The organism is Microcoleus sp. BM001215392 (assembly GCF_036700185.1).
Lineage (GTDB): Bacteria > Cyanobacteriota > Cyanobacteriia > Cyanobacteriales > Microcoleaceae > Microcoleus.
On the sequence record NZ_JAUBOJ010000369.1, the window covers coordinates 1 to 2,066 of the forward strand.

Annotated in this window: 2 protein-coding genes; both read right to left on the reverse strand. The window is 49.4% G+C overall.

The features are described from left to right. Positions 1 to 88: 88 nt before the first annotated feature. Positions 89 to 1,090, reverse strand: coding sequence for a J domain-containing protein (locus QT974_RS27975; protein WP_333471664.1), 1,002 nt, complete (start codon positions 1,088 to 1,090; stop codon positions 89 to 91). 102 nt (positions 1,091 to 1,192) lie between these two features. Then, positions 1,193 to 2,005 carry an inositol monophosphatase family protein gene (locus tag QT974_RS27980; protein ID WP_333471669.1) on the reverse strand — a complete coding sequence of 271 codons (813 nt, stop codon included), beginning with the start codon at positions 2,003 to 2,005 and terminating at the stop codon, positions 1,193 to 1,195. Positions 2,006 to 2,066: the final 61 nt, after the last annotated feature.

Sequence of the window (2,066 nt, forward strand, 5' to 3'; positions counted from 1 at the left end):
TGACAACTGACAACTGACAACTGACAACTGACAACTGACAACTGACAACTGACAAGTGAACAACTGACAACTGACAACTGACAACTTTTTATTTCTTCTTCCCGCCAAACAAACTCCCAAAAAATGCGCCCAGTTTGTCCTCATTTTTCTTGTCCTTTGCCCCAGAAGCTGCTGCCTGTTCCAGCTTTTTCTTAACTTCCAAAGCCGTCGGTTCTTCAGGATTTGATGCCAAAGCTTTTTGCACCTCAAGTTTTGCCATTGTGGCTTGATTTTGTTGAAGATAACACATTGCCAACAAACCGTGAGCCCTGCTATGTTTCGGTTCGCGCTTCAGGGCTTCCCTCAACTCCAAAGTTGCTTTGGCATAATTTTTGCTGTTCATAAATCCTTGGGCTCTGTCACAAGATTGATCGGGCAGCGATTTTGTGGGTGGGATTTTGGGCTGCGGCGGCGGTGGAGTTGCGCTGGCTGGGGTTGATGGTTTTGTTGCTGTGGTTGCTGCGGCTGTGGTTGCTGTGGTAGTTTGGTTTGCGGCTGTTGCGGGCGAATCAGTGCCAACCTCACAGCCCATGGGCTCTTTTGGGCGCACACCGGTGCCAACCACACCGCCAAGGCGCTCTTTTCGGAGCAAATAAACCATGTTTAGTTCGCTAATTTGAGCGATCGCCTCTTGGGTTTCCGCAACCGATTCGTATTGCTTGAGAGCGAGTTTACCAACTGCTATTTTGTAAGCTTCTTCCAAATCTTTAGCCGTAGCTAACTCTCGGGCTGCTGCGCTTTCAATTTGCATTTTCCCCTGTTCTTTAACGAGGCGCTTGCTGATGGTTCCTAATAGCAGGTTGTATTCTTTGCGATCGCTTTCCTTAGAGAATTTGTTGTAGGCCGGATTGACTACTTTTGACAAAAATTGGTTAGCCCAATCTTGATCCGCTGGGTCTTCAAAAGAGCAAGTATCCGAATGCAAGCGGCGGGCAATTTTCATGTAGCGCTTGCGGATGTCGTTAAACTCGGCGTCTAAGGGAACTCCCAAAATTGCGTGCTGATCTGTAAAGTCGTACTTAAACAGCCCTTTTGTCATTTCAAAAGACATAACTTTTACTCTCGCTTTCCTGGCTTTTGACTATTCTTTAATGTAGCCTGACTTCAGGGGTTATGACCCCCGTACTATCCCCGAGCTCTTGCTGTCGAAGCGCTACCAGGAAGATAAGGGCCCAATAGAAAGCAATGCACCGCTGAGCTCGGCGTGTATTTTGCCGTTTGTCGCCAAAACTCGACCTGAGCTCATCTCAAAGGCACTACCGTCATAGGCTGTAACTTCACCTCCCGCTTCAGAGACGATGAGTACACCTGCTGCTACGTCCCAAGGGGAGAGTCCCCGTTCCCAGTATCCGTCCAATCGCCCGCAGGCTGTATGTGCGAGGTCAAGGGCCGCCGAACCGCTGCGCCGCACGCCTTGGGTGAGGTGGGTGAGGTGACAGAATTCGGCATAGTTATTGTCTGCTGTTTCGCGCCGGTCGTATGCAAAGCCAGTAACTAGCAGGCTGGTTCTCAATTCTGAACTTTGGGAAACTGCGATCGCCGAACGGTTACAAGTTGCGCCCAATCCTTTGCCAGCCCGAAACAATTCGTTATGTAAAGGGTCGTAAATTACGCCGATTTGTGGTAGGCCGTCGATCAAAAGCCCGATCGACACAGCGTAAAAAGGATATTGGTGAGCGTAATTCGTTGTACCGTCCAAAGGGTCGATCGCCCACAGGTATTTGCTAGCTGCATCTCCTAATTTGCCCGATTCTTCAGCGAGGATGGCGTGTTCGGGTACGTGGCGGCCGAGAATTTCTAAGATGACGGCTTCGGAGGCTTTGTCGGCTTCTGTGACTAAATCGCCCGATCGACCTTTTTCTTGAATATTTTCTAATTTACCGCAGAAAGATTGCAGTACGGCACCGGCGGCGAGGGCTGCTTCGGTGGCTATTTCAAGGAAGTTTTGGAGTTGATTGTCTGTCATTGGGAATAAGGAAGTTCGGCAGCGGATTGTGTAACGGATGTAACGGATGGAAGGAAGAAGT